The 24,872-nt window shown below is 70.3% G+C and carries 25 protein-coding genes; 15 read left to right on the top strand and 10 right to left on the bottom strand.

What is annotated here, in order from left to right; translation table 11 throughout:
* The first annotated feature begins 4 nt into the window (after positions 1-4).
* The 8 genes from AC2D10_RS11035 to AC2D10_RS11000 all read left to right on the top strand — a co-directional run bounded on the left by AC2D10_RS11035 (position 5) and on the right by AC2D10_RS11000 (position 7,875).
* Positions 5-1,291 (top strand): adenylosuccinate synthase, encoded by a 1,287-nt coding sequence (locus AC2D10_RS11035; RefSeq protein WP_484707721.1) that lies wholly within the window; start codon positions 5-7, stop codon positions 1,289-1,291.
* 10 nt (positions 1,292-1,301) lie between these two features.
* The gene (locus AC2D10_RS11030) at positions 1,302-2,432 is read left to right on the top strand and encodes a lactonase family protein (protein WP_484707720.1); all 1,131 of its coding nucleotides are present in this window, start codon (positions 1,302-1,304) and stop codon (positions 2,430-2,432) included.
* Between the two features lie 206 nt (positions 2,433-2,638).
* On the top strand, positions 2,639-4,078 hold the full coding sequence (locus AC2D10_RS11025; RefSeq protein ID WP_484707719.1) for a dihydrolipoyl dehydrogenase family protein: 1,440 nt from the start codon (positions 2,639-2,641) through the stop codon (positions 4,076-4,078).
* A 169-nt stretch (positions 4,079-4,247) separates the two neighbouring features.
* Positions 4,248-4,550 (top strand): DUF427 domain-containing protein, encoded by a 303-nt coding sequence (locus AC2D10_RS11020; protein WP_484707718.1) that lies wholly within the window; start codon positions 4,248-4,250, stop codon positions 4,548-4,550.
* A 64-nt stretch (positions 4,551-4,614) separates the two neighbouring features.
* The gene (locus tag AC2D10_RS11015) at positions 4,615-5,478 is read left to right on the top strand and encodes an ABC transporter ATP-binding protein (protein WP_484707717.1); all 864 of its coding nucleotides are present in this window, start codon (positions 4,615-4,617) and stop codon (positions 5,476-5,478) included.
* Positions 5,475-6,155: an ABC transporter permease gene (locus AC2D10_RS11010; protein WP_484707716.1), complete on the top strand. Its 681-nt coding sequence runs from the start codon at positions 5,475-5,477 to the stop codon at positions 6,153-6,155. The genes AC2D10_RS11015 and AC2D10_RS11010 overlap by 4 nt, the downstream gene beginning before the upstream one ends.
* Positions 6,152-6,877, top strand: a complete 726-nt coding sequence (locus tag AC2D10_RS11005; RefSeq protein WP_484707715.1) for an ABC transporter permease — start codon at positions 6,152-6,154, stop codon at positions 6,875-6,877. The genes AC2D10_RS11010 and AC2D10_RS11005 overlap by 4 nt, the downstream gene beginning before the upstream one ends.
* A 74-nt stretch (positions 6,878-6,951) precedes the next feature.
* A complete protein-coding gene (locus tag AC2D10_RS11000; RefSeq protein WP_484707714.1) occupies positions 6,952-7,875 on the top strand; it encodes an ABC transporter substrate-binding protein in 924 nt (307 codons plus the stop codon).
* 294 nt (positions 7,876-8,169) lie between these two features.
* On the opposite strand, the gene AC2D10_RS10995 is transcribed toward AC2D10_RS11000, so the two are convergent.
* Positions 8,170-9,411 (bottom strand): AI-2E family transporter, encoded by a 1,242-nt coding sequence (locus AC2D10_RS10995; RefSeq protein ID WP_484707713.1) that lies wholly within the window; start codon positions 9,409-9,411, stop codon positions 8,170-8,172.
* A gap of 61 nt (positions 9,412-9,472) precedes the next feature.
* On the opposite strand from AC2D10_RS10995, the gene AC2D10_RS10990 reads away from it, so the two are divergent.
* Positions 9,473-9,772: a chorismate mutase gene (locus AC2D10_RS10990; RefSeq protein WP_045277749.1), complete on the top strand. Its 300-nt coding sequence runs from the start codon at positions 9,473-9,475 to the stop codon at positions 9,770-9,772.
* Between the two features lie 131 nt (positions 9,773-9,903).
* On the opposite strand, the gene AC2D10_RS10985 is transcribed toward AC2D10_RS10990, so the two are convergent.
* The 4 genes from AC2D10_RS10985 to AC2D10_RS10970 all read right to left on the bottom strand — a co-directional run bounded on the left by AC2D10_RS10985 (position 9,904) and on the right by AC2D10_RS10970 (position 13,776).
* The gene (locus tag AC2D10_RS10985) at positions 9,904-10,497 is read right to left on the bottom strand and encodes a short chain dehydrogenase (protein WP_484707712.1); all 594 of its coding nucleotides are present in this window, start codon (positions 10,495-10,497) and stop codon (positions 9,904-9,906) included.
* Between the two features lie 95 nt (positions 10,498-10,592).
* The gene (locus tag AC2D10_RS10980) at positions 10,593-11,516 is read right to left on the bottom strand and encodes a carbohydrate ABC transporter permease (protein ID WP_484707711.1); all 924 of its coding nucleotides are present in this window, start codon (positions 11,514-11,516) and stop codon (positions 10,593-10,595) included.
* Positions 11,517-11,518: 2 nt separating this feature from the next.
* Positions 11,519-12,499: a carbohydrate ABC transporter permease gene (locus tag AC2D10_RS10975; RefSeq protein ID WP_484707710.1), complete on the bottom strand. Its 981-nt coding sequence runs from the start codon at positions 12,497-12,499 to the stop codon at positions 11,519-11,521.
* 29 nt (positions 12,500-12,528) lie between these two features.
* Positions 12,529-13,776 (bottom strand): extracellular solute-binding protein, encoded by a 1,248-nt coding sequence (locus AC2D10_RS10970; RefSeq protein ID WP_484707709.1) that lies wholly within the window; start codon positions 13,774-13,776, stop codon positions 12,529-12,531.
* 265 nt (positions 13,777-14,041) lie between these two features.
* On the opposite strand from AC2D10_RS10970, the gene AC2D10_RS10965 reads away from it, so the two are divergent.
* From AC2D10_RS10965 to AC2D10_RS10945, 5 genes are read left to right on the top strand one after another with little or no spacing between them, the layout of a single operon-like run.
* Positions 14,042-14,938 (top strand): SIS domain-containing protein, encoded by an 897-nt coding sequence (locus tag AC2D10_RS10965; RefSeq protein ID WP_484707708.1) that lies wholly within the window; start codon positions 14,042-14,044, stop codon positions 14,936-14,938.
* A complete protein-coding gene (locus AC2D10_RS10960) occupies positions 14,935-15,927 on the top strand; it encodes an ROK family protein (RefSeq protein ID WP_484707707.1) in 993 nt (330 codons plus the stop codon). The genes AC2D10_RS10965 and AC2D10_RS10960 overlap by 4 nt, the downstream gene beginning before the upstream one ends.
* On the top strand, positions 15,924-16,868 hold the full coding sequence (locus tag AC2D10_RS10955; protein WP_484707706.1) for a 1-phosphofructokinase family hexose kinase: 945 nt from the start codon (positions 15,924-15,926) through the stop codon (positions 16,866-16,868). Before AC2D10_RS10960 ends, AC2D10_RS10955 begins: the two co-directional genes overlap by 4 nt.
* A complete protein-coding gene (locus AC2D10_RS10950) occupies positions 16,865-17,746 on the top strand; it encodes a class II fructose-bisphosphate aldolase (protein ID WP_484707705.1) in 882 nt (293 codons plus the stop codon). The genes AC2D10_RS10955 and AC2D10_RS10950 overlap by 4 nt, the downstream gene beginning before the upstream one ends.
* Positions 17,743-18,522 carry a DeoR/GlpR family DNA-binding transcription regulator gene (locus AC2D10_RS10945; RefSeq protein ID WP_484707704.1) on the top strand — a complete coding sequence of 260 codons (780 nt, stop codon included), beginning with the start codon at positions 17,743-17,745 and terminating at the stop codon, positions 18,520-18,522. The genes AC2D10_RS10950 and AC2D10_RS10945 overlap by 4 nt, the downstream gene beginning before the upstream one ends.
* 286 nt (positions 18,523-18,808) lie before the next feature.
* On the opposite strand, the gene AC2D10_RS10940 is transcribed toward AC2D10_RS10945, so the two are convergent.
* From AC2D10_RS10940 to AC2D10_RS10925, 4 genes are read right to left on the bottom strand one after another with little or no spacing between them, the layout of a single operon-like run.
* Positions 18,809-21,283, bottom strand: coding sequence for a CHAT domain-containing protein (locus AC2D10_RS10940; protein ID WP_484707703.1), 2,475 nt, complete (start codon positions 21,281-21,283; stop codon positions 18,809-18,811).
* Between the two features lie 45 nt (positions 21,284-21,328).
* Positions 21,329-22,882, bottom strand: coding sequence for a S8 family peptidase (locus tag AC2D10_RS10935; RefSeq protein ID WP_484707702.1), 1,554 nt, complete (start codon positions 22,880-22,882; stop codon positions 21,329-21,331).
* Between the two features lie 58 nt (positions 22,883-22,940).
* Positions 22,941-23,402 (bottom strand): hypothetical protein, encoded by a 462-nt coding sequence (locus tag AC2D10_RS10930; protein ID WP_484707701.1) that lies wholly within the window; start codon positions 23,400-23,402, stop codon positions 22,941-22,943.
* Complete coding sequence (locus AC2D10_RS10925; RefSeq protein ID WP_484707700.1) at positions 23,399-24,079, bottom strand: RNA polymerase sigma factor; 681 nt, start codon at positions 24,077-24,079, stop codon at positions 23,399-23,401. The genes AC2D10_RS10930 and AC2D10_RS10925 overlap by 4 nt, the downstream gene beginning before the upstream one ends.
* 68 nt (positions 24,080-24,147) lie before the next feature.
* On the opposite strand from AC2D10_RS10925, the gene AC2D10_RS10920 reads away from it, so the two are divergent.
* Entirely contained in the window at positions 24,148-24,366 is a 219-nt protein-coding gene (locus AC2D10_RS10920; RefSeq protein ID WP_484707699.1) for an SCO4848 family membrane protein, read from the top strand.
* A gap of 37 nt (positions 24,367-24,403) precedes the next feature.
* Here AC2D10_RS10920 and AC2D10_RS10915 read toward each other — a convergent pair whose 3' ends face one another.
* Positions 24,404-24,862 (bottom strand): GyrI-like domain-containing protein, encoded by a 459-nt coding sequence (locus AC2D10_RS10915; RefSeq protein ID WP_484707698.1) that lies wholly within the window; start codon positions 24,860-24,862, stop codon positions 24,404-24,406.
* Between the last annotated feature and the right edge of the window lie 10 nt (positions 24,863-24,872).

The raw sequence follows: 24,872 nt of genomic DNA, 5'->3' as shown, positions 1-24,872 counted from the left end.
ACCCATGCCAGGAATCGTGATCGTCGGCGTGCAGTGGGGCGACGAAGGAAAGGGCAAGGCCACCGATCTTCTCGGTGAGCGCACCGACTGGGTGGTGAAGTTCAACGGCGGCAACAACGCCGGGCACACCGTCGTCGTCGGCGACGAGAAGTACGCCCTGCACCTCCTGCCCTCCGGCATCCTCTCTCCCGGTGTGAACCCGGTCATCGGCAACGGCGTCGTGATCGACCTCGAGGTGCTGTTCTTCGAACTCGAGGCGCTCTCGGCTCGCGGAATCGACGTGTCGCGCCTGCGCGTCAGCGCCAACGCGCACATCATCACGGCATACCACCGCACACTCGACAAGGTCACCGAGCGCTTCCTCGGCAAGCGCATGATCGGCACCACCGGCCGCGGCATCGGTCCCGCCTATGCCGACAAGATCAACCGCGTCGGCATCCGCGTGCAGGACATCTTCGACGAGAACATCCTGCGCCAGAAGGTCGAGGGCGCCCTCGACCAGAAGAACCACCTGCTGGTGAAGATCTTCAACCGCCGCGCGATCACCGCCGACGAGATCGTCGAAGACCTGCTGTCGTACGCCGACCGGCTGCGGCCCATGGTCGCCGACACCGGCTACCTCATCTCGCAGGCGCTCGACCGCGGCGAGGTCGTCGTGTTCGAGGGCGGCCAGGCCACCATGCTCGACATCGACCACGGCACCTACCCGTTCGTCACGTCGTCGTCCGCCACGGCGGGTGGCGCCTCGACCGGCTCGGGCGTCGGCCCGGGAGCGCTCGACCGCATCGTCGGCATCGTCAAGGCGTACACGACCCGTGTCGGGTCGGGTCCGTTCCCGACCGAGCTGTTCGACGAGCAGGGCGAATGGCTGCGCAAGCAGGGCTTCGAGTTCGGCACGACCACCGGTCGCCCGCGTCGCGTCGGCTGGTACGACGCGCCGATCACCCGCTACGCCACCCGCATCAACGGCATCACCGACCTCGTGCTCACCAAGCTCGACATCCTCACCGGACTCGAGAAGGTGCCGGTGTGCGTCGCGTACGACGTCGACGGCGAGCACTTCGACGAGGTGCCGGTGAACCAGACGGACTTCCACCACGCGAAGCCGGTGCTGGAGTACTTCCCCGGATGGAGCGAGGACATCTCGACCGCACGCACCTTCGAGGACCTGCCTCAGGCCGCGCAGGACTACGTGCTCGCGCTCGAGAAGATGAGCAACACCCGAATCTCGGTGATCGGCGTCGGCCCCGAGCGCGACCAGGTCATCGTGCGACACGACCTGCTCGACTGAGCGCGTCGCCGTGACGCGGTTCTGGCTCGGCGGCTACGGCCCCGGCATGGACGGGCAGGCCGAGGGCATCGGGCTGCTCGCGGGCGACTCCGGGCGCGAGGCGAACAGCCTCACGTACCGCGGACCCGTGACCCAGACGCCGTCGCCCTCATGGCTCGCCGCCCACCCGCGACTCGACGTCGTGTACGCCGCCCTCGAGGGGGATGCCGCGGTGCAGGCCTTCGCGCGCAGCGGCGATCGCGCGCTGACGCCCCTGGGAGAGCCCGTGGTGGTCGGCGAGTCCGTGTGCCACATCGCCGCAGCTCCCGACGGCGGCTCGCTGATCGCCAGCTGCTACGGCGACGGGCGGGTCGTGCGACTCGGCCTCGACGCGTCGGGCGGCCTCGTGCGCGCGGCCGTCGACAAAGCGGCGGAACTCCGGGCGGCGCTGTTCGGCGAGCCCGACGACGTGCCCGAGACCCCGGGTGGGTCGACCACGCGTAAGGATGCCGTGACCACGGGCGTGGGCGCGGCAGCATCCGACCCCTACGGCAACACCGACCGCGCCTCGCATGCGCACGCCGCCGCGTTCCTCCCCGACGGCCGCATCGCCACCACCGACCTCGGATTCGACCTCGTGCGCATCTGGCGCCCGTCCGGCACCGGGCTGCGCCTCGACCACGAGGTCGTGCTGCCCGAGGGCACCGGTCCGCGGCACATGGTCATGCACCCCAGCGGCCACCTGCACGTGGTGACCGAGTACTCGTGCGAGGTCTTCACGCTCGCGAAGGCCGTCGACGGCACCTGGCACGTGGTGTCTTCGGTGCTGTCGAGCCCGATCGCCCAGGTGGGAGTGGACTTCCCGGCCGAACTCGCCCGCACGCGCGACGGCGCCACGCTGTACACGGCGCTGCGCGGCAGCAACACGATCGCGGCGCTGCGGGTGCGCGGCGCTGGCGAGACGCTCGAGCCGTTCGCGCTCGCCGACTCCGGAGTCGACTGGCCGCGTCATCACCTGGTGTTCGAGGGCAAGATGCTCGTCGCGGGGCAGCGCTCCGACACGATGACGCTGCTCGACCTCGATGAGCGCACGGGCGCCCCCCTCGGCATCCGGCACGAGACCGCCGTGCCCGCGCCGACCTGCTTCCTGCCGGTGCGCTGAGGCGGGTTTGGGCGGATCGCCGTCCGGTCTCGTCGGGTGCGCGTTCACAACTCAGCAGAGAACGGGCGTTCCGCGCCCGGATCGCCCCGTTTCGCCGACCCCGGGCCAGTTCTTGCTGAATTGTGAACACCGGGACGTCGGGAACATCCGCCCCGTCATCCGACGTTGGGCTTGAACAACACCCCCCGCGACGAGAGGCTGGGCACATGAGTGCTGAGAACACATCCACGAACGAGTACGACCTGATCGTGGTGGGCGGGGGTCCCGTCGGGGAGAACGTCGCCGACCGGGCTGTGCAGGGCGGGCTGACCGCGATCATCGTCGAGAGCGAACTCGTCGGCGGGGAGTGCTCGTACTGGGCGTGCATGCCGTCGAAGGCGCTGCTGCGCTCGGCGCAGGCTCTGCGTGCCGCGCAGCACGTCGCGGGCGCGGCCGAGGCCGTGACGGGAAAGCTCGACGTACGCGCCGTGTTCGACCGCCGCGACTCGTTCACCAGCAACTGGTCGGATGACGGACAGGTGTCCTGGCTCGACTCCGCCGGCATCGATCTGGCACGCGGCCACGGGCGGCTGACGGGCGAGCGCGAGGTGACGGTGACCGACGCCGACGGCGGCACGCGCGTGCTGCGCGCACGCCATGCGGTGGCGATCAGCACGGGGTCGGATGCCGTCGTCCCGCCCATCGACGGACTCCGCGAGGCCTCTCCGTGGACGAGCCGCGAGGCCACCAGCGCCGAGGAGCTGCCCGACTCGCTGGCGATCATCGGCGGCGGCGTGGTCGCGGTCGAGATGGCCACCGCATACGCGGCGCTCGGCTCGACGGTCACCCTGATCGCCCGCGGCTCGCTGCTGGGCGGCATGGAGCCCTTCGCCGGAGAACGGGTCACGGCGGGGCTACGCGAGCTCGGCGTCACCGTCCACACCGACACGGGCACGACATCGGTGCGCCGCGGCGACGACGGCGTCACGATCACCCTTGCCGACGGGTCGACTGTGGTCGCGACCGAGGTGCTGGCCGCGACCGGGCGTTCACCCCGCAGCGACGACATCGGCCTCGAGATCGCCGGTCTCACGCCGGGCAGGTGGATCGAGACGGATGACACGCTGCGTGTTCCCGGCTCGGACTGGCTGTACGCGGTGGGCGACGTCAACGGGCGGGTGCTGCTGACGCACCAGGGCAAGTACCAGGCGCGTGCGGTGGGAGATGTGATCGTGGCGCGGGCGAACGGCGCCGACGTCGACGACGCTCCGTGGGGACGCCACGTCGCCACGGCGGATCACGCCGCGACGCCGCAGGTGACGTTCTCGATCCCCGAGGTCGCGTCGGTCGGACTCACCGAGCGCCAGGCGCGCGAGGCGGGGCATGCGGTCCGCGCCGTCGACTACGACCTCGGTGCGGTCGCCGGGTCGAGCCTCTACGAGGACGGCTACGCCGGCCAGGCGCGGCTCGTGGTCGACACCGACCGCGGTGTCGTGCTGGGCGCGACGTTCGTCGGACCCGAGGTCGCGGAGCTCGTGCACGCCGCCACCATCGCCGTGGTGGGGGAGGTCCCGATCACGCGGCTGTGGCACGCGGCGCCGTCGTACCCCACGGTCAGCGAGGTCTGGCTGCGGCTGCTCGAGACCTATGGGCGGGATTCGGCATGAGCGGAATCCGTTTCGGCATCCGCTCCGAACAGAGAGTGGATGCAGGGAGCACTTCTGTGCGCCCCGACGATCGCACACTATATTTCTCACTCTGACGTGACATCGCGCCAGCCAGGCGCGATGTCAGTGGCCTCTTATACGCTCGAATCCGAACCTGAGGAGCAAGACCATGAAGGCTGTACTCGCAGGAACCGTCATCGCTGAAGCACCCGAGAGCGATCTCGTGAAGATCGAGGGGAACTGGTACTTCCCTCCGGCATCCATCACCGAGGGTGCGCTCGTCGAGAGCCCCACGGCGTACACGTGCCCGTGGAAGGGCGCGGCGCAGTACTTCTCGGTGCAGACCGACGACGGCCTGCACAAGGACCTCGCCTGGTCGTACCCCACCCCGTACCCCTCGGCATTCGACCGCGTGGGCACGGACTTCTCCGGGTACGTCGCCTTCGACCCGCGCGTCGAGATCGCCTCATGACCTCTGTCTGTCGGAGCCGCGGCGCCGACGCACGCCTCGTCGACCGAGCGGCGGGAGCCCCGTCATGATCGAATTCCGCAACGTCACGAAGCAGTTCCCTGACGGCACCCTCGCCGTCGATGACTTCAGCCTGGTCCTCCCGTCGCGCAAGACGACGGTGTTCGTCGGATCCTCGGGGTGTGGCAAGACCACCCTCCTGCGCATGATCAACCGCATGGTCGAACCGACCTCGGGCGACATCGAGATCGACGGCGAGAACGTGCTGGTCGGCGATCCGGTTCTCCTGCGCCGCAGCATCGGCTACGTCATGCAGAACTCCGGCCTCATGCCGCACTTCTCGGTGATCGACAACGTCGCCACGGTCCTGCGCCTCACCGGAGTCAAGAAGCCCGAGGCGCACAATCGGGCGCGCGCGCTCCTCGACACGGTCGGGCTCGATCAGTCGCTCGCCGACCGGTACCCGAGTCAGCTCTCGGGCGGACAGCAGCAGCGCGTGGGAGTCGCCCGCGGACTCGCCGCCGACCCGAACATCCTGCTGATGGACGAGCCGTTCGGCGCCGTCGACCCGATCGTCCGCGCCGACCTGCAGCAGGAGACCCTGCGGCTGCAGCACGAGCTCGACAAGACGGTCGTGTTCGTGACGCACGACATCGACGAGGCGTTCCTGCTCGGCGACCAGGTCGTCATCCTCGACAAGGGTGCACGGATCGTGCAGGTGGGCACCCCGAGCGAGATCATCGAGAATCCGGCCGACGACTTCGTCGCCGCGTTCATCGGCGCCGATCGCGGGCGCCGAGCGCTGCACCTCAAAGAGACCCCGCATGGCACCGTCGTGGTCGACTCCGAGGGGCGCACTCAGGGCTCGATCGTGTCGGCCCCCGAGACGGATGCCGTCGCTGCCGGCCGCACGGAGGACGGCTTCGCGTGAACTGGGTCATCGACAACCTCGATCTGATCCTCGAGTTGACGGTGGTGCACCTGCGACAGAGCATCGTGCCGATCATCCTCGGGTTCATCCTTTCGCTGCCCCTCGGGTGGGTGGCGTGGCGGTATCGCCTGGTGCGCGGTCCGATCATCATGCTCACCGGTCTGCTCTACACGATCCCGTCGCTCGCGCTGCTGATCCTGCTGCCCTCGGTGGCGGGCTACTCGGCGCGCAGTGAGGCGAACCTCGTCATCGCGCTCACCATCTACGCGGTCGCGATCCTCGTGCGGGCGGTCTCCGACGGTCTCGACTCGGTCGACGACGGGGTGCGCCAGGCTGCCACGGCGACGGGATTCGCTCCGTTCCGGCGGTTCTGGGCGGTCGAGTTCCCGCTCGCCGGCCCCGTCATCCTCGCGGGGCTGCGCGTCACGGCGGTGAGCACGATCTCGCTTGCGACCGTCGGCATCCTGATCGGCGTCTCGAACCTCGGCTACCTCTTCACCAACGGCCTCGACCGGCGCATCATCGCCGAGGTCTTCGCCGGCATCATCGCCGTCGTGGTGATCGCACTGGTGGTCGATCTGATCCTGCTGCTCCTCGGCCGCGCGCTCATGCCCTGGAGCCGCGCGGCATCGAAGAAGGCGACCAGCCGGGTGCTCGCGGTGGGGGCTCCCGCATGAACCTCTTCCTCGAGGCCTTCGCGTGGATGACGAATCCCGCGCAGTGGACGGGCAACTACGCACTGCCCAAGCTATTGGCCGAGCACCTGACACTCACCGCGATCTCGGTGCTGATCGCTGCGGCCATCGCCGTGCCGATCGGCTGGCTCATCGGCCACACCGGTCGCGGGCGAGAGATCGCCGTCGCCGTGTCGGGTGCGGCGCGCGCGATCCCGGCCTTCGGGCTCATGATCCTGCTCGTGCTGCTGCTCGGAGTGCTGCGCATCCCCGAAGCCGCGATCACCACCTTCGTGCTCCTCGCGATCCCGTCGCTCCTCGCCGGCGCCTACACGGGGCTCGAGGCCATCGATCGTCGGGTCATCGACGCGGCGAAGGCCATGGGCATGACCGGGTGGCAGATCTTCTGGAAGGTCGAGGTGCGCCTCGGGTTGGCACTGCTGGTCGGCGGCATCCGCTCCGCGCTGCTGCAGGTCATCGCGACGGTCACCATCGCCGCATACGTGAACCTCGGCGGTCTCGGGTGGCCGATCATCCAGGGCATCCCGCTGCAGAAGTTCGACCAGGTGCTCGCCGGAGCGATACTGGTCGCCGCCCTCGCCCTGCTCGTCGATCTGCTCCTCGCCGCCGCACAGCACGCCGCGGTCCCGGCCGGTCTGCGCGAGCGCCGGCCCGAGCGGCGTCCGCGCGCGGTCGCTCCGGCCACCGCATCCGCCGCCACCTGAATCGTCCGACTCACCATTCGTCCCTCCACAGCAGTCCCAGAGTTTCCACAGCAGTCCCAGAGAAGAGGAATCCCATGTTCACAGCACGAGGCACGCGATCCGTCGCCGCGATCGGCCTGGTCGCCGCCGCCGCACTCGCCCTGACCGCCTGCGGTTCGAGCAACCCGCTCGACGAGCCGTCCGACTCCGGTGAGAGCTCGGGTTCGAGCGACACCATCGTCGTCGGCTCGCAGGCGTACTACTCGAACGAGATCATCGCCGAGATCTACGCGCAGGCACTCGAGAACGCCGACCTGACCGTCGACCGCCAGTTCAGCATCGGTCAGCGCGACGCGTACATGCCCGACGTCGAGTCCGGCGCGATCGACGTGTTCCCCGAGTACACGGGCAGCCTGCTCGAGTACATCTCGGAGGACGAGATCGACGTCACCAGCCCCGACGACGTCTACGCCGCCCTGCAGGAGGCGCTGCCCGAGAGCCTGACCGCTCTCGACTTCGCCGAGGCATCCGACCAGGACTCCTACACGGTGCTCAAGAGCTTCGCCGAGGAGAACGGCGTCACCACGATCGGTGACCTCGCGAAGGTGACCTCACCGGTCACGATCGGAGCGGCGCCCGAGTTCGAGCAGCGTCCGTACAGCCCGGCCGCGGCGAAGGAGGTCTACGGCGTCGACCTGACGTTCTCGGCCACCGGCCCGACCACGCTGGAGTCGCTGCTCGCCGGCCAGATCCAGGTCGCTGACATCTACACGGCCGACCCGGCCTTCGAGACCGAAGAGATCGTCGCTCTCGAAGACCCCGAGAACCTGATCATCTCGTCGAACGTGGTGCCGATCGTCTCGAGCGACGTCGCAGACCAGGTGTCTGAGGTGCTCAACGCCATCAGCGCCAAGCTGACCGCTGAGGAGCTCGTCTCGCTGAACGTGCTGAGCTCGGTCGAGCAGCAGTCGTCGGAGGACATCGCCAAGAAGTGGCTGGAAGACAACGACCTCGTCTGAGTCGTCTCGCTGTTCCTGAAGTGCCCGGGCCCGGTGGGTCCGGGCACTTCTGCGTGCGGGGTGGCGCGGTGGGTGCTCGCCGAGTGCACGGGATCCTCCGGGGGAATCCGCCGAGTGCACGGGATAGCGCCGAGCATTTTCGCCCAGTGCACGGGATAGCGCCGAGTGCACGGGCTATTCGCGTGAAGAAGCCGTGCATTCGACGCTAAGCCGTGCACTCGGCGGCAGGGCAGGGGGCAGGGCCAGGGGGCAGGGGGCAGGGCAGGGGCAGGGCGGGCGGGCGGCGCGCGCCCGCTAGACGCGGGCGTCCTGGCGGGGCACCCAGACCTGCTTGATGATGATGAGGATGGATGCCGCGACCGGCACCGCCACGAGCGCACCGAGGAGTCCGAGCAGGGTGCCGCCGGCGAGAGCGCCGATCACGACGAGCGAACCGGGGATCGAGATGGCCCGATTCATCACGCGCGGGGTGATGACGTACGCCTCGATCTGCATGTAGATCAGGTACACCACGGCGAAGATCAGCGCGCCGAGCGGATCGGTGAACAGCGCGAGCGTCGTGCCGATCGCCCAGAACAGCACCGAACCCACGAGCGGGATCAGCGTGATGCAGAACGCCACCGTCGCCATCAGCGGAGGGAACGGCAGGCCCAGGAAGAAGTAGAGCGCGAAGGCGAGGAGCGCGTTGAAGAACGCCAGCACCACCATGCCCATCACGTAGCCGCCGACCGAGTCCGTGATCTGATCGGTGATGTCGGCCGCGCGCACGCGATCACGCGCCGGGGCGAGGCGCAGCAGGCTGTTCTTGATGCCGGGCAGCGTCGCCACGAAATAGAGGGTGAGCACGAGCACGACGATCACGCCCGAGATGGCCGTCGCGATCGAGGCGCCGACCTGCAGGGCACCGCCGCCGATCGCCGCGATGTTGCCCGGGTCGGTGAGGAACTTCTGCACGTCGGCGATGAGGTCTTCGAACTGGTCGCCGAACTGGGCCTCGAGGGTGGCGTAGATGTCGGTGCGCGTGAAGTCGCCGATCATGCCCGGCACCGATCGCGCGAAGCTCGCGATCTGCTGGATCACGATCGGCAGCACCATCCAGAGGATCAGACCCACCACCACGATCAGACTCGAGATCACGATGAGCACCGAGATCGCGCGCGACAGCCCGCGGCGCTCCAGGAACCGCACGGCCGGGTCGAGTCCGAGGGCGGCGAACATCGACAGCGCGATGTAGATGAGCACGGTGGCGAGGTTCGACAGCGCGAGGCCGAGCAGGATCGCCGCGAGACCGCCGAGCGTGACGAGGAAGCCGAACACGAACGGCTTGTCGATGCGCGTCCAGATCGAGCGGCTGGGCGTCATGGCCTCGTCGACCCGGAGCGGACGCGGGGCCGGAGCATCCATCGCCGCATCGGTCGAGCTCGCCTGGCCCGGGTTCTCGGTGTCGTTGCCGTCGTCCTGATCCGAGTCGGATCGGGGGGCCGGGTCGCCGCCGTTCTCGTCAGGAGCGGATGCCGGCGACTCGTCGTTGCTCATGCGCCCACGATAGCGGGGAGCCTCCGAGGGCCTCGGCCCTCAGCGGCCCTAGAGTGGTGGCATGACTGCCGCTGACGACCCCCGGGCCGAGCTTCTTCGACTTCGCGCCAGCATCGACAACATCGACGCCGCGCTCATCTTCATGCTCGCCGAGCGCTTCCGTGCCACGCAGCAGGTCGGGCAGCTGAAGGCGGAACACGAGATGCCGGCATCCGATCCCGGCCGTGAGGAGCAACAGGTCTCGCGGCTACGTGCGCTCGCCGAGGACGCGCACCTCGACCCGGAGTTCGCCGAGAAGTGGTTCAACTTCGTGGTGGCCGAGGTCATCCGCCACCACACCGAGGCGGCCGAGGGGCGCTGAGCCTCCGCCGGCCGGGTTCGGCGCGCGGGCCGCGCGTTCACAATTCAGCAAGAACTGCGGGCGGGGCGACGAAACGGGCTGATTCGGTGGCAGAACGCCCGTTCTCTGCTGAGTTATGAACGCCGAGCGGATCAGACCGGCAGGATGCGCCCGCGGATCACGCCGTCGACCGCGCGGATGTACGCGTCGCTGACTTCCTGATCTGACACCGGGCGGTGTCCGGGGAACGAGGCGTGGTACCCGGGCGAGCTCGCGAGCACGTCGGGCGAGACGGCGTTGATGCGGATGCCGCGGGGCGCCTCGGCGGCGGCGGTGATCACGAACGCCTCGAGGGCGCCGTTCGCCATCGCGGCGGCCGCACCCGTGGCGATCGGCTCGCGTGCGAGCACGCCGCTGGTGAGGGTGATCGAGCCGTTGTCGGCGACGTGGTCGAGTGCGTGGCGCACGACCTCGATCTGCGCGAGCGTCTTGCCCGTGAACGCGGCGAGGTAGTGCGTGCGGGTGAGGTCGGCGAGCGGGCGGAACGGCACGGATCCGACAGCCACCACCACCGCGTCGACGGTTCCGACCCGCTCGAACAGCGCGCGGATCGAGTCGGCGTCGTTCACGTCGACGGACTCCTCACCGCTGCGCGATGCCCGGACGACCTCGTGCCCGCGGTACTCGAGCGTGGTCGCGACGACGCGTCCGATGGTGCCGGTCGCTCCGATGACGAGTGTCTTCATGCTGTGTCCCCTCGATCTTCCGCGGCATCCGCTCGGACACCCCTTCGATCCTCGCACTCCCACGCGCCCCGGAGGCCGAGGGGACCCGGCCCCGCCTACTTCACGCTGCCCGCGGTCAGGCCGCCGACGAGGCGCTTCTCGATGAGCATGAACAGGATGACGACGGGCAGGATCGCGACGATCGAGACGCCGAACACGTACTGCCAGCTCGTCTCGTACTGCCCGACGAACTTGGTGAGTGCGACCGAGAGCGGCTGGTTCTTGTCGGTCGAGAGGATGACGAGCGAGGCGGCGAACTCGTTCCAGCAGGCCACGAACGTGAACACGATGGCGGTGACGATGCCGGGCCAGACGAGCGGCAGGTTGATCTTGAACAGCACGGTGAAGCGTCCGGCGCCGTCGATCTGCGCGGCCTCGTCGATCTCCTTGGGGATGCCGGCGAAGAAGGAGTGCATGATCCACACGGCGAACGACAGGTTGAACGCGGCGTTGATGAAGATCATCGCGGCCCAGGTGTCGCCGAGTCCGAGCACGGTGAACTGGCGGAACAGACCCGAGGTGAGCACGGCCGGCTGCAGCATCTGCGTGACGATCACGAGGAACAGGAACACCATGCGCCCCGGGAACTTGAACCGCGCCGTGTAGTACGCGGCGGGGAGCGACACGGCGAGCACGAGCAGGGTCGCGAACACGGCGATGATGACGGTCGAGATCAGGTTGTACGGCAGCGGCGTCTCGGGCGTCGACCACATCGTGAAGTAGTTCTCCCAGTGCCACTCGATCGGGAGGTATGTGGGATCGACCGAGCGGATCTGCGGCTTCGTCTTCACGGAGCCGAAGAACATGATCAGGTACGGCAGTACGAAGATCGCGAGCACGAGGAACCCGGCGGCCATGCGCAGGATGACTCGGGGCAGCGTGACCTGGTCTTCGGTGTAGCGGCGCTTGCGGCCGGGGAGCGCGGCGGCGGGGGTGCCGGGGCCGGTGGTGGTGACGAGGGCGGTCTCGGTGACGGTCACGATCAGACCTCCTTCATGGGCTTGACGGTCTTGACGTAGATCGCGACGATCACGATCACGATCAGGAACGCGATGACCGACAGCGCGCTGGCGACGTCGACCTTCTTCTGCAGTTCGATGTACTTGAAGATCATCGTCATGATCGTGTCGGCGCCGTAGCCCGGGATCGACCCGGTCATCACCTTCAGGATCGGGAGCGAGTTGAACACGTTGATGATGTTGATCAGGATCGCAACGGCCAGGGCGCTGCGCAGCTGCGGCAGCACGATCGACCAGTAGGTGCGGGCGGGGCCGGCGCCGTCCATCTTCGCGGCCTCGATCGCGTCGGCCGGAACCGACTGGAGACCGGCGAGGATCGTGTAGGTCGTGAACGGCAGCGACACGAAGATCGCGATCACGATCGACCAGGCGAACGCCGTGGCGGGGTTCTTGGTCCAGCCGAAGCCGACAGAGTCGTCGGACAGGCCGATGTCGTAGAGGAACTTGTTGAACACCCCGAAGTACGGCTCGAGGCTGTAATAGAAGACCATCGTGGTCATGACGACGGATGCCGCCCACGGGATGATGACGGCCATGCGCACGATCTGCCGACCGGGGAATGCCTTGTTGAGGATCTGCGCCAGGCCGAGCGAGATCACGACCGTGAAAACCACGACCGAGACCACCCAGATGATGGTGCGACCGATGATCGGCCAGAACTCGGCGAACGCGAACACGGTGGCGAAGTTGTCGAACCCGACCGAGCCCTTGTCGAGGCCCGAGAGGGAGATGTCGCGGGTGGAGTTGAAGAACATCACTCCGGCGGGGAACAGCACCACGCCGATGATGAGCAGCAGCGCGGGGGCGATCCAGGGGAGCGCCTGCAGCAGGTCTTTGCCGCGGGCGCCGGTGGGCTTGCCCCGCACGGGACTGTCGCCCCCCGGGGTGCGGGGGCGGCCGGTGGCCGCCCCCGCGAGGTTCGAGGATTCTGTGGTCTGGGTCATGGTGTGCTCGAACCTCTCGTTCAGCGGGCTCAGCCCGCGTCGACCTGCGCCTGGATCTGTGCCAGCACGTCAGCCGCGGGCTGGCTCTGGAGCTGACCGAACAGCGACTTGAACGCGCCATCGGTGGCGGACCACTGGGCGTTCGTCGACGGGTAGAACTGCGCGTCGGGCAGCACGTCGAGGAAGGGCTTGAGTGCCTCTTCGCCGGCGAGCTCCTCCGAGCCGGACTTCGTGACGGGCAGGAAGCCCTCGGCCTGCACCCACGGCACGTAGACGTCGGCGGAGTAGAAGTAGTCGAAGAACGTGGTGATCGCCTCGGCCTTGTCTCCGTCGTTCTGGAATGCCATCAGCTGGTCGGCGACGCCGAGGGTGAACGGCGAGCCGTCCTTCGTCGGGATCGGCACGATCGAGTAGTCGAGCTCGGGGTTGCCCTCCTCGATCTGGCCGACCGTCGGCGGCAGGCCCACCTGCATGCCGATCTTGCCCTGGATGAAGATGTCCATCAGCGGCGAACGCTGCGTGGAACCGGGGTCGGCCTGGGTGGCACCGGCGTCGATCATCTTCTTGATCTGCTCGGCACCGGCGAGGTTCTCGGGGGTGTCGACCGTGATCTCCGACTCGTCGCCGAATGATCCGCCGCCGCCCCAGAGCCAGACGGCCGCCTCGGCCTGCGCCTCTTCGGATCCGAGCGGCATGCCGTAGCCGGCGACGCCGTCACCGAGCGCCGAGACCTTGGTCGCGGCATCGAGCAGCGAGTCCCAGTCGGTCGGCGCCTCGACGCCCGCCTGGGCGAGCAGCGCGTTGTTGACGAACAGGGCGCGGGCCGAGGCGATGAACGGCAGCGCGTACGTGGTGCCGTCGAGCTGCTCGTTCTTGATGAACGACTCCTGGAAGTCGCTGAACGTCTCGGGGCTGGTGACTTCTTCGACGTCGTAGAGCAGGTCGTCGGCGGCGAAGCCGGCGAAGGGCCCGCCGTTGTAGATGTCCGGTGCCTCGCCGGCCTGGATCTTGGTGGAGACGACCTTCTCGAGGTTGTCCCACGACTGGACCTCGAGGTTCACGTCGATGTCGGGGTTGGCCTCCTCGAAGCCCGTGATCACGGTCTCCCAGTTGGCCTTGGTGCCGTCGGAGTAGCTGGGCACGAGCAGGTCGAGCGTGGTGGCGCCGCCTTCTCCGCCGCCGCTGTCGCCGGTGGAGCCGCCGAACCCGCACGAGGCGAGCGTGAGCGTGGCGGTGGCCGCAAGGGCGACCGCGCCGAATCGCAGTGACTTCTTCATGGGTGTTGCATTCCTCACTGTGTGATGGTGCCGGTCCGTGTGCGGTGCTCGCTCGGGTGAGTGGGGCCGCAGTTCGGGGGAGGGTGCGTGCGCTGCTGCGGGCAGAACACGCGGCAGTGCGAGGTGGAACTTGGTCTGATTATTTGTCAGGTACATGTACAAATCAAGAAGTTCCTGAGTGCGGATCTCCGTGAGGGTCATACTATGATCGAAATCAGCTTCAAACAATCACAAAAGCGCAAAGATTCTTCAGAAAGGCGTCACCATGACCGACTCACTGCCCGGCGCGCACATGCGAGCAGAACTCGAATCGCAGCCCGAGACCTGGGCGACGGCAGCCGGACTCCGCGATGCGCAGGCGCTGCTGCCCGCATCGGGTGCCCGGGTCGCGGTCGTCGGATGCGGCACCTCCTGGTTCATGGCGCAGTCGTACGCCACGCTGCGCGAGACGGCAGGGCATGGCGAGACCGACGCCTTCGCGGCGTCCGAATCCTTCGTCGACCGCGGCTACGACGCCGTCGTCGCCCTCACGCGCTCGGGCACCACGACCGAGGTGCTCGAACTCGTCGACCGCATCAAGGGCAGAGTGCGCACGATCGGTGTGATCGGCGACCCCGAGTCGCCCCTGGTGTCGCTGGTCGACGACGCGGTGCTGCTGCCCTTCGCGGACGAGCAGTCTGTCGTGCAGACGCGCTTCGCCACCACCGCCCTCGCACTGTTCCGCGCGTCGCTCGGCGAAGACCTGACCGCCGCGATCGACGACGCCGCCGCCGTGCTCGCCGCCCCGCTCGACGACGAGCTGCGCGATGCCGAGCAGTACACGTTCCTCGGTCGCGGCTGGACCATCGGTCTGGCGCACGAGGCCGCGCTGAAGATGCGCGAGTCGTCGCAGTCGTGGACCGAGTCGTACCCGTCGATGGAGTACCGGCACGGACCGCTCGCGATCGCCGCCCCCGGCCGCGTCACCTGGCAGTTCGGCGCCGCCCCCGAGGGTCTCGCCGCGCAGGTCGAGGCGACGGGAGCACGGTTCGAGCAGAACCCGATCGACCCGATGGCCGACCTGGTGCGCCTGCATCGCGTCGCGCTCGAGCGTGCGGTCACGCGGGGCCTCGACCCCGACCAGCCGCGCAACCTCACGCGATCCGTCATCCTGGATGCATGACGCGACGCCCGACCGGATTCCCGATGAACAGCTCTGACGCCGCGGCGACGCCCGCTGCGGACGGCGTGCCCGCGCTCGGCGCCGGTGCGGCGGTGCTCGCGTTCGACGTCGGAGGGACCGATATCAAGTCGGCACTGTTCGACGCCGACGGCCGGGCGCTCGGTCTGCGGCGCACGCCGACTCCGCAGGTCGAGGGCGACCGGACCGACGCGGTGATCGAGCGACTCGGTGTGCTGGCGGCCGAGCTGCGCTCCGCGCACCCGACGGTGCAGCCGCAGGCCGCGGGGCTGGTGGTGCCGGGCATCGTCGATGCGGATGCAGGGGTCGGCGTCTTCGCGAGCAATCTCGGCTGGAACGGCTCCCCGCTGCGCGATCTGGCGAGTGCGCGGCTGGGCGTGCCGGTGGCGTTCGACCACGACGTGCGCGCGGCGAGCTGGGCCGAGCACCGTCTGGGCGGAGCACGGGCGTACGACGACGCCGTCATGCTCGTGATCGGCACGGGCATCGCCGGAGCGATCATGGTCGGCGGCGCGCCCTACACCGCGGGCGGATACGCGGGCGAGATCGGGCATTCGCCCGTCGCCGACGGCCCGGTCTGCGCGTGCGGAGCGCGGGGCTGCCTGGAGGTCGTCGCCTCGGCCGGCGCGATCGCGCGTCGGTACCGCGAGGCCACCGGCATCGTTCCCGACGGAGCGAAGGACGTGATCGCGCGCGCGGCGGCGGGGGATGCCGCGGCATCGGCCGTGTGGAACGAGGCGCTCGACGCGCTCACCCTGTCGCTCGCGCAGCTCACCGCCGTGTTCGCGCCCGAAGCCGTCGTGATCGGCGGCGGTCTGTCGCGCGCCGGCGATGCGCTCTTCGGTGAACTGCGGACGCGCCTGGCCGCCCGCCTGAGCTTTCACCGCCTGCCCGTGCTGGTGCCGGCGGAGCTGTCGGGCGATGCCGGACTCCTCGGCGCCGCACTGTGGGCTCGGGAACGCGCGGCATGATCGTCACCGTCACCCCGAACCCCGCGCTCGACCTCACCTGGCAGGTCGACGCGCTCACGGTCGGCGGCACGCATCGCGCCGACACCGGTGCGGTGCGGGCCGGCGGCAAGGGCCTCAACGTGGCGCGGGTCGCCCACGCGCAGGGCGCCGCGGTGCACGCGATCACGACGGTCGGGGGCCGCACGGGCGAGGAGTTCGCCGAAGACCTGCGGGTGAGCGGCGTGCCGCATTCGTTCGTGCCGGTCGCGGGCGCGACGCGACGCAGCATCGCCCTCGTCGACGCGCAGCTCGGTGACACGACGATCGTCAACGAGCGCGGCCTGAACCCGGTCGACGCGGAGTGGGCCGAACTGGTCGCCGCGGTGGTCGACGCGATGCCGACGGCGGGCGTGCTCGTGCTCTCGGGCAGCCTCCCGCCGGGCGCTCCGAAGTCGCTGCTCCCGGTGCTGATCACCGTCGGACGTGATGCCGGGGCGACGGTGATCGTCGACACCTCCGGCCCCGCGCTGCTGGTCGCGGCCGATGCCGGGGCGGCGGTGCTCAAGCCCAACCGCGCCGAGCTGGTCGAGGCCACGGGCTTCGCCGACCCGGTCGAGGGAGCCCGCGCGCTGATCGCCCGCGGAGCCGAACTCGTGCTGCTGTCGCTCGGTGCCGACGGGATGCTGGCGGTCACGGCATCCGACCTCTGGCATGCCCGCCTCGACGCCCCGCTGGCCGGCAACCCGACCGGCGCCGGTGACGCCGCCGTCGCCGCCTGCGCGGTGCTGCTCGACGCGGGCGAACACGACCCCGAGACGATCCTCCGACGCGCCACGGCGTGGTCGGCGGCCGCCGTGCTGATGCCGCTCGCCGGCGACATCTCGCCCACCTGGACCGAACTCGAGCAGCAGCTCGTCGTCTCGCGCCCCGATCCCGACTTCTTCCGGAAGGACCCTGCGTGACCCTCGTCTCCGCTCGCGATCTCGTCTCCGCCGCATCGACGGCCGGCACGGGAATCGGCGCCTTCAACGTGATCCACCTCGAGACCGCCGAGGCGCTGGTGCGGGCATCCGCTCTCGCTGACCTGCCGGTGATCCTGCAGATCTCGCAGAACTGCGCCGACTACCACGGCGGCCTCGAGCCGATCGCCCTCGGGACGCTCGCCCTCGCTCGCCGGGCGCAGACCCCGGTCGCGGTGCATCTGGATCACGCCGAGCGTCCGGAACTGGTCGACGAGGCGGTCGCCCTCGGCTTCGGTTCGGTGATGTTCGACGGCGGGGCGCTGCCCTACGACGAGAACGTCGCCGTGACGACGCAGGTCGCCGCCCGGGCCCGCGCGGCCGGCGTGTACGTCGAGGGGGAGCTCGGCGAGGTCGGCGGCAAAGACGGAGCCCACGCCCCCGGCGTGCGGACCGACCCCGACGAGGCCCGCGCGTTCGTGGCCGCGACCGGCGTCGACGCGCTCGCCGTGGCGGTCGGCTCGTCGCACGCCATGACCGACCGCACCGCCGCGCTCGATCTCGACCTGATCGCTCGCCTGTATGCCGCACTGCAGCACAGCGGCCGTGACGGAGGGCCGGTGCCGCTCGTGCTGCACGGATCGTCGGGCGTCGCCGATGCCATGATCGCGCAGGCCGTCGCCGCGGGCATGACCAAGATCAACGTGTCGACGCACCTGAACGGCTTCTTCACCCGCGCGATCCGGGCCCGGCTCGCGGCCGACGAGGCACTGGTCGACTCGCGGAAGTACCTCGTGCCCGCCCGAGACGCGCTCGCCGACGAGGCTACCCGGCTGCTGCGCCTGTTCGCGCTCGCCCAGCCCGCTACGGTGGCGGGATGAAACGCGCGGCGCGACTCAACGCCATCCTCGATCTGCTCGCCGAGAGCGGCGAGGTGACGGTCGACGAACTCGTCGCGCAGCTCGACACCTCGCCCGCGACCACCCGCCGCGACCTCGACTCCCTCGCCGAGCAGCGTCTGCTCACCCGCACGCACGGCGGAGCAGTCGCGCAGGCCATCGCCTACGAGCTGCCCATCCGCTACAAGAGCCACCTGCGTGAACAGCAGAAGGCCAGCATCGCGCAGGCCGCGGCCGCGCTCGTCGCACCCGGTATGGTCGTCGGGCTCTCCGGCGGCACCACGACCACGGCGATCGCGGCCGCGCTCGCCGCCCGTGACGACCTCGCCGCGGGACCGGGCATCACCGTCGTCACGAACGCGGTCAACATCGCCGCGCAGCTGGCCACGCGACCCGAGATCAAGGTCGTGGTGACCGGCGGCGTGATCCACTCCCGCAGCTACGAGCTCGTCGGTCCGTTCGTCGAGCAGCTGCTGCGGGGCGTGCGCCTCGACATCGCGTTCATCGGTGTGAACGGCATGGACGCAGCCTCGGGCGCCAGCACCCACGACGAGCGTGAGGCGGCCGTGAACCGCATGATGGCCGAGCGGGCACGGCGTGCCGTGGTCGTCACCGACGGCAGCAAGCTCGGGGTCTCGGCGTTCGCCGCGGTCGGCGGCGTCGAGCTGTTCCCCACGGTGCTCACGGATGCCGGAGCGGATCCGACGGCGGTCGCGGCGCTGCGCGCGGTCGGCCACGAGGTGCTGCTGGCGGACTGACGCCGGTCGGGCGGAGTCGGTCGGGCGGGGCCGGTCGGGCGGAGCCGGTCGCGGGCGCACCCCACAGGGCTCCGACGTCCCCAGCACGTCGAAGCCCTGCAGGGGTGCCGCACAACGCGACCCCCAGAAGTCGGTGACTGTGTCTGTTCGCGTCCCCAGAGCGCGAACTCCCTCCTACGACTGCGCCTCCCTCTCACTCCGACCCCCCGGAGCCTCCGCATCAGCACCTTCCGCACATCAGGAGCGGGATGGGTGCGCGCTGATACATCGGCGCGCGCGAAAGTTCTCAGAATCCGCTGCCGTGGCTCTGGAAGGGAGCCCGGTGGCCGGTCGAGACGGATGCCGCGGCGAGGGCATCGGCGGGTGAGGCGCCGGCGGCGAGCTCGTCGTGCACCGCGCTGAGCAGTTCGCACGCGACGTCGTCGGCGACCACGACCGGCGCCGCGATCACGCAGCGCGTGCCCGCGTGCAGCCAGACCCGCGTCATGCCCAGGGCCTCCTCGCCCCAGCGCACCGACGAGCGACCGAGCTCGCACGCCGAGAGCACGACCGTGGCGGGTGTGCGGGGGATCAGGTCGACGTCGTAGCCGAACAGGGTGCCGTCGGCCAGCTCGAACCCCGAGAACAGGGGGTTGTCGACCGCATGGCGCCCGTGCGCGGCGATGTGCAGCACGTCGGAGTCGCCGGCCAGCGCGGTGACGGCCGAGACGGATGCCGCATCGCCCTCGAGCACGTGGGTGGTGGCAGCGCGACCGGTCCAGGCGGCGGCGGCCTGCGCGATCTCTTCGGCTCCGCGCGCGACGCGGGGGCCGGTGGCGAGGCCGACGCGGAGCGGGGGTGTCGATGCGGGGCTGGGGCCCGCGGGTGTTGCCGGAAGGCGATCGGCACCCCACCGTGAAACCGAGGTCGCCAGCGTGAACGGCGTGCCGTGCAGGCCGGGCAGCATCGCCCACGGCACTCCGGCGAGGATGCCCGGTGCCGTGATGACCAGGCGTCGCGCCCGTCCGCTCACCGCGTGCGCCGGAGTCAGCAGGGCCTCGTCGAGCAGCCGGAGTCGCGCGTCGAGCGAGCGCGCGATCACGGGCGACATTGACCCGCCGCGGGTGAGTGCGGCCATGTCGAGGTCGGCGCGGAGTCCGTCGAGAGCGGCCTGCACACGCGGCCAGGCGAGGTCGACGAGGCGGGCGTCGGATGCCGTGACCACCACCGCATGCAGGGCAGAACCGGTGAACACGTACGACAGCACCGCGGTCGTGTCGTCGAGGTGCGCCATGGCCGCGGCCAGATCGAGGCGCTCGCGGGTGCCGGCGGCGTGCGTCGATGACCACTGCCGCTCGCGCACCCGGTCGCGCAGCTCGCGCACGCGGGCGTCGGTCGTCCAGTCACTGCCCGCGAGATCGGCGCGCAGCATCCGCAGCTCGGCCAGGTCGGCGGCGAGCTGCTCGTCGTGCGGCGGACGCACCGGCGCCACCTGCTGACTCAGGTGCCGCGCCCGCTCCGACCACGCGAACAGCGTCGCCGGATCCTTCGTGCGGGCGGCGGCGGTGAGCCCCGCGAAGACGAGTTCGGTGCCGTGCATCGCGACCGACGCCTGCAGGTCGAGCGCGCCGAACGACTGCTGCCACGTCGTGAGCAGATCGAGGCCGGATGCCGCAGACCGCAGCGCCTCACGCGTGCGTCCGGCCGACGCGGCACGGGCCGCCCGCACCTCGTGCGCCCGCAGGCGCAGCGGCGCCGGGGCGGCGGCGTCGATGCGCGGCATGCGTCCCCCGCCCGCACGTCGGGAGCTCAGTCGCAACGCGGCCGCCTCGGTGCGGAATCCGCCGCGGTCGAGGGCCGTGACCGTGCGCTCGATGTCGGGCAGGAGCGTGGCGCCGTCGGGGCGGCGCCGCAACCGCGCCTCGAGTCGCACGGCGTCGGCGCGCGCCGCCCACCCCGCGCTGTCGAGTGCCGTGAAGCGACCCGCGGCCGTGCGGGCGACCCGCTCTGCGGCCGGCGGATCATGGCGCAGCAGGGACCGCGCCAGATGGAACTCGGCCTCGCCGCGCGCCTGCCGCATGCGCTGCGCCCCGAACTGCACCGCGACCCGGGCGAGCAGCGCCTCGGCCTCGGTCGCAAGTCCCGCATCGCGCAGCACCTCGGCGCGGTCGAGGTCGCTGATCGCCGCCGCGAGATCACTGACCGCGGCCAGAGTCGGACGCGAGCGGGTCATCAGCGCCAGGGCGGTGACCAGGTCGCCGCCGAGCAGCGCCGCGTAGCCGAGGTTGTGTCGTGCTTCGGCCAGCGGCTCGTCGTCGCCGTTCGCCTCGTACACGGCGATCGCGCGCTGCAGATCGGCGACGCACGCATCGAGCTCGTGCTGCTGCATGCGCACGATCGACCGGTTCATCAGGCAGTTCGCGAGCTCGGTCGTGTCGCCCTCGAGGCTGCTCATCGTGTCGATGGCGCGCGTGAGCATCGTGGCGGCGTCCGAGAGTCGTCCGGAGTGCATCAGCAGGGTGCCGAGCTGCCCGTGGATCACGGCGGTCGTCTCGGGGCGCAGGTCGGGGCGTTCGAGGGCTTCTCGGCACAGCCGCTCGGCATCGGCCGGACGCCCCGTCTGCGCGAGCACGTATGCGGTGGTCCCGTCGATGCGCGCACGCAGGTCGGGGTCATGCGTGCGGGCGGATGCCGTCGCCAGCGCACGCCGGGCCGCCGCGAACCGTCGGGAGTTGGCCGCCTCGACCCCGCGCCGGTGCAGCTCGCTCGCGGACAGGGGCATTCCCCCACAATGCCGTGCCCCGCCCCGCGGGGGAAGGGCCCGCCCTCAGTCCCCCGGCGCCGGCAGCGTCTCGACGACCGCTCGCACGGCCTCGGCCGCCGCATCCGCCCCGGCACCGCCCAAACCCACGGCGCCGAGCAGTGCGGCGATCCGTCCCGCGACGTACGGGGCCGCGAACGACGTGCCGCTCCACACCGAGAATCCGCCGCGGTAGTCGTCGGGGTCGATCGTCTGACGCCGCAGTCCGGTGAGGTCTGCGCGCGTAGCCGCCTGTGTTCCTCCGACGAAAGCCGGTGACGTGCTGACCACCGCGGCGCCCGGGGCGTACACCTGCACCCACGGCCCCACGTTCGAGAACAGGGCGATCGACCGCGCCGAGGGGTTGAGCGCGCCGACCGAGACGTGCGGCGCCCCGGCATCCGCAACGATCCCGTTCTCCGATCCGGGCCACGGCCAGAGCGATGCGGGGAACGCGGGCCGGTCGATCGCGTCGTTCCCGGCGGAGCACACCACCACGCATCCCAACGCGCGCGCCGCCGCGAGCAGCTCGTACAGGGTGCGACTGAACAGTCCGTCGACCGGGGTCTCGTGGTAGTAGCCCAGCGACAGGTTGAGCACGTCGATCGGATGCCCCGTCTTCGGGTCTTCGCGGTAGCGGCGCAGCAGCTCGACGACCTGCGCGACCGTGTGCAGCAGCGTGCTCTCGTCGATCACGCCGAGCGCGCCGGCGACGCGGATCGAGAGGATGTCGGCATCCGGAGCGGTCTGCCGGATAATGCCGGCGATGAACGTGCCGTGACCGGCGACCGCGTCGATCTCGCCGTCGAGCTGCCCGTACAGGTCGGGGTAGCGCTCCGGGTCGGCCTCGTCCGTCAGCCCCACCGGCACCCCGTCGAGCTCGATGTGCCGGGTGACGATGTCGTCGGGCAGCCAGGAGTGCACCCCGCAGCCGGTGTCGAGCACGGCCACCACCGGCCGCCGACCGCGCTTCGGCGCCGGATTCCGCTGCGGCGCAGGGCCGAGCCAGGTCACGGGCTGACGCGCCCCGCGCCCGGGCTCGAGGTAGTCGTCGCTGCCGCCCGCGCCCTCGCCGCGCACCGGGTTGGTGCGGCTGAACGGGTTCGTCCGACTGAAGGGATTCGTGCGGCTGAACGGGTTGAGCCCGACCGGGTCGATCGACAGCACGTGCTCGAGTCCGGTGCGCGGCATGGTCGAACGCGACATCCGCCGGGCCCGCTGCAGCACGCGCCAGGCATCCGGAGCCACCGGGGACTCTCCGCGGGTGGGTTCGTCGGGCGTGGTCAGCCGCGCGCGCAGGAACCCGGCCACGCCGGGAACGAGTTCGGCCACCTCACGCTCGGCGCCGTCGAACTCGAGCAGCCAGCCGAAGGTGTCGGCCGCGTCGCGGAGCGTGCGCAGCTCCTGATCGGACTCCTCCTGATCGGCCGCATCGCGGATGATCAGCAGACGATCCGGCAGGTAGGCGGTCGGATAGGCGCGGATGCCGTGGACCGGCTCCGAACTCGGATCCAACGCCGACCCGCGTCGGATCGATCCCTCCGCGCGGTCCTGCCAGGTCCATCCTCTGGGCTGCTCCATGGGTCATCCTCTCCGGTGCGCATGCCGCACCCCTGCGCCCGCCCGGTCGGACCCGGCGCTACAACTCGAACTGCGGGGTCGACAGGGTGCGCGTCTCGTCGCCCACCCGCGTCGTCAGATGCACCCGCGTGAGTCCGGGGGGCACGTCGTCGAACGCGAAGCGTCCGGTCTCGGCGGGCACGGTCGTCCGCGTGCGGTCGCCCTGCGTGAGCTCGATCTCGGCGGCGGCCGTGTCGACCCAGCCGTCGACCCGGCGGCGACCCGACGCCGTGCTCGTCACATGCAGCAGGATGCTGGTGCTGCCGTCGCTGAACTGCAGGGTGAGGGCGTCGGCCTCGCCGCGCACCGCGCCGACCGGCCCCTCGACCAGGGTGAGCAGGGCGTACTCGCGATTCAGTCCGTCGGCGGCGACGGCCGCGACCATGCGGTCGACCAGGTCGGCCGGAACCGGGTCGGCCTCACGCCACACGTCACGCAGATGAGCGAAGAGCGCGGCGTCATCGGCATCCGGGGCGATCATGACCGGCCCTCCCATCGCGGTGTCGGCGGGGCGTCGAGCAGGCTGCGCAGCTTGGCCAGGCACCGCTGACGGGTCGGTCCGATGCTGCCGATCGGCATTGCCAGGTCTTCTGCGAGGCGCGCGTAGTCGGGGCGATCCTCGAAGGCGATCACCCGCAGCAGCCGTTGGCACCGCTCCGCCAGATGCTGCACGGCCGACCACAGGCGCTGTCGCTCCTCCGAGACCGCGGCGTGCTCCTCGGGGGAGGTCTGTACGGGCAGCAGGGCGTCGAGGTCGTCGGGCTCCGTCGTGTCGACGCGACCCTGCGCCTTGCCCACGCGCCACGCCTCGCGCCGGGCGGTGGTGGTCAGCCAGGCCGAGACCGCGCGCGGGTCGGCGATCGAGTCGTGCCCGCGCACCACCCGCAGCCAGGTGGTCTGCACGACGTCTTCGGCGAGCGTGCGCTCGAGCCCGTAGGCGCGCACGACGTGCCACAGCACGGGGGTCATCAGCCGTACCAGGTCGTCCATCGCGTGACCGTCGCCCTCGCGCCATGCGTCGAAGAGCTCGGCGGCCCGCAGCCAGCGCGCGGGTCCGTCGTCCGAAGCAGGATCGAGAGCGGCGCCGGGTGCACCGTCGATCATGAAGCCCATTGTGATCACATGGAGCAGGAGCACGGCAAGAGCTTTCTGATACATGTCGCAGTCCAAGAAGTTGAGCGGATGCCGCGCCCGGATGCCGCGCCACGAACCGATACCGTGGAGAGGTGACCGCCCTCGCCATCGTGCTCTTCCTCAACGCCGCCTTCAACGCCGTCGTCTGGCCCCAGTTCTACAAGCGGGTCGCGAAGGACCCGCGCTCCCGCGACGCGAACGGCAAGGCGAGCCGGTTCCTCATCGTGCACGTCGTACTGATCTCGATCGCGCTCGTCCTCGCGCTCGTCTCGCTGCTGCTCGGGATCGCCGCGCTCACCGGCGCGCTCTGACGCGTCGCCTGGGGCCCGGCGACTGAGCGACTCCGGGTCAGCCCCGCGCGATCGGCTGCTGCAGCTCGGTGATCCAGTCGACCTGGTCCTCGGACTCCGCCCGCAGGTACACCTCGCGGCACGGACCCTCGGCTCGGGCCCCTCGCTCGGTGATCGCCTCGAACACGGTCGACCAGCTCAGACCGATCGTCGCCATCACCCCGAGGTGCGTGAGGCTGACCGCGCTCGCCGCGGCCGGCAGCTCGACGATCGTGAGGCCGTCCGGCGCGGGGTCGTCTGATGCGTAGCCGGCGGTGATGCGCACGCCGTGCTCATCCATCTCGTACACGGCGACGGGGGTCGACAGCGAGGCGCCGACCGCCGTCAGCGCATCGGCGACCCGATCGAACAGCGGCCCGACCTGCCCGACCACCTCGGGCTGCGTCGCCACCCGCACGGTGAGTGCGGCCAGCCGCAGCGCGGGCAGCGGCTTCTCGATGATCTCGCTGTCGGTCATGATCGCTCTC

Source organism: Microbacterium sp. PI-SA-G (genome assembly GCF_057215335.1).
Note: the sequence above shows the minus strand (reverse complement) of the source record. Positions and strands in the feature narration are given on the sequence as shown.

What these genes read in the sequence shown, in the direction of transcription:
- AC2D10_RS10940 (WP_484707703.1), bottom strand. Translation starts at nt 21,283, where the DNA reads ATGCCCCTGTCCGCGAGCGAGCTGCACCGGCGCGGGGTCGAGGCGGCC.
- AC2D10_RS10930 (WP_484707701.1), bottom strand. Translation starts at nt 23,402, where the DNA reads ATGATCGCCCCGGATGCCGATGACGCCGCGCTCTTCGCTCATCTGCGT.
- AC2D10_RS10985 (WP_484707712.1), bottom strand. Translation starts at nt 10,497, where the DNA reads ATGAAGACACTCGTCATCGGAGCGACCGGCACCATCGGACGCGTCGTC.
- AC2D10_RS10945 (WP_484707704.1), top strand. Translation starts at nt 17,743, where the DNA reads ATGAAACGCGCGGCGCGACTCAACGCCATCCTCGATCTGCTCGCCGAG.
- AC2D10_RS10925 (WP_484707700.1), bottom strand. Translation starts at nt 24,079, where the DNA reads ATGTATCAGAAAGCTCTTGCCGTGCTCCTGCTCCATGTGATCACAATG.
- AC2D10_RS10995 (WP_484707713.1), bottom strand. Translation starts at nt 9,411, where the DNA reads ATGAGCAACGACGAGTCGCCGGCATCCGCTCCTGACGAGAACGGCGGC.
- AC2D10_RS10990 (WP_045277749.1), top strand. Translation starts at nt 9,473, where the DNA reads ATGACTGCCGCTGACGACCCCCGGGCCGAGCTTCTTCGACTTCGCGCC.
- AC2D10_RS10975 (WP_484707710.1), bottom strand. Translation starts at nt 12,499, where the DNA reads ATGACCCAGACCACAGAATCCTCGAACCTCGCGGGGGCGGCCACCGGC.
- AC2D10_RS10965 (WP_484707708.1), top strand. Translation starts at nt 14,042, where the DNA reads ATGACCGACTCACTGCCCGGCGCGCACATGCGAGCAGAACTCGAATCG.
- AC2D10_RS10915 (WP_484707698.1), bottom strand. Translation starts at nt 24,862, where the DNA reads ATGACCGACAGCGAGATCATCGAGAAGCCGCTGCCCGCGCTGCGGCTG.
- AC2D10_RS11005 (WP_484707715.1), top strand. Translation starts at nt 6,152, where the DNA reads ATGAACCTCTTCCTCGAGGCCTTCGCGTGGATGACGAATCCCGCGCAG.
- AC2D10_RS10960 (WP_484707707.1), top strand. Translation starts at nt 14,935, where the DNA reads ATGACGCGACGCCCGACCGGATTCCCGATGAACAGCTCTGACGCCGCG.
- AC2D10_RS11035 (WP_484707721.1), top strand. Translation starts at nt 5, where the DNA reads ATGCCAGGAATCGTGATCGTCGGCGTGCAGTGGGGCGACGAAGGAAAG.
- AC2D10_RS11020 (WP_484707718.1), top strand. Translation starts at nt 4,248, where the DNA reads ATGAAGGCTGTACTCGCAGGAACCGTCATCGCTGAAGCACCCGAGAGC.
- AC2D10_RS11025 (WP_484707719.1), top strand. Translation starts at nt 2,639, where the DNA reads ATGAGTGCTGAGAACACATCCACGAACGAGTACGACCTGATCGTGGTG.
- AC2D10_RS11000 (WP_484707714.1), top strand. Translation starts at nt 6,952, where the DNA reads ATGTTCACAGCACGAGGCACGCGATCCGTCGCCGCGATCGGCCTGGTC.
- AC2D10_RS11015 (WP_484707717.1), top strand. Translation starts at nt 4,615, where the DNA reads ATGATCGAATTCCGCAACGTCACGAAGCAGTTCCCTGACGGCACCCTC.
- AC2D10_RS10955 (WP_484707706.1), top strand. Translation starts at nt 15,924, where the DNA reads ATGATCGTCACCGTCACCCCGAACCCCGCGCTCGACCTCACCTGGCAG.
- AC2D10_RS10970 (WP_484707709.1), bottom strand. Translation starts at nt 13,776, where the DNA reads ATGAAGAAGTCACTGCGATTCGGCGCGGTCGCCCTTGCGGCCACCGCC.
- AC2D10_RS10935 (WP_484707702.1), bottom strand. Translation starts at nt 22,882, where the DNA reads ATGGAGCAGCCCAGAGGATGGACCTGGCAGGACCGCGCGGAGGGATCG.